The sequence below is a fragment of the Parendozoicomonas sp. 209JJ7-1 genome, from assembly GCF_058147085.1.
Map to the genome: position 1 here is coordinate 1 of NZ_JBYVJU010000086.1, position 877 is coordinate 877.

At 47.4% G+C, this 877-nt stretch carries 1 protein-coding gene; it reads left to right on the forward strand.

Annotated features, from left to right (window positions below):
• Positions 1-640 (forward strand): hypothetical protein (locus tag ACY2RQ_RS19470; protein ID WP_490114674.1); only part of this gene is annotated, 640 nt, incomplete at its 5' end.
• Between the last annotated feature and the right edge of the window lie 237 nt (positions 641-877).

Sequence of the window (877 nt, forward strand, 5' to 3'; positions counted from 1 at the left end):
TTCTGCCGGATGGTCCTGTAATCCATACACTCAGCTCCTTATAGAAAATGACAAAATTGCCAACATAGGCGTCTGGACTGCGGTTCCAAAGAAAGACAAGACCGGGAAAATCGTAGACTACGGCAGGGGTAAAGTCCTGTGCCCCTATTTTTCTAGCTTTTCAAATTGCTGTGCAGATTTGAACAAAGGCCCGTTTTTGGTCGGGGTCGATTTTGCACCCTTTAACTATACCATTATTGACGAGGCACACGTCCTGAGGACGGGGCATGCGATGATGGGGATACATTTATTATCTCCAATCCTAAACGAATATGCCTCAGCATGGGATTCCCATTGCCAGTGGGGGCATGAGGCGGTGCTTATTAATGCGCTGGATATAGCCGTTGACGTGAGTCTGTCATCCCTGGGTTATCACTCTTCACATATTACTCCAATGGGCGGGACAACCTGCATAACAAAAGAGGAAGCGAACCCGAATCTTACAGTTTTCTACAGGGACTCATATGATTCCGACCAGAAAATAACCGGAAAAATTGCTGGCAAATATTGCTTCCTCCACAGAGGCAAACCCCAGGACGTGCCGTTAATGACCTGTTACGATTCCCTTTCAGTGGATGCGCCTCCGGTGAATAAGTCGTAAAGTCTTTCCGGGGGAAGAGGCCTCTGCCTGGAACCAGGAACGTTAAAGTCTATGGATGCGCTTAATTTTTCAGGGCTCTGAAAGTTTTTAACAAAAAGTGCACATACGGAAAATGCGCATAGAGCTGAATGCTTTCAGTATAAGGTGGCTTTCACGCTGTCTGGAGAATTTCCACACCTGTCGACATCACCTGCTAACCTGTCCGATGTGGCTGGCAGGTCAAGACAAAACCTGCCG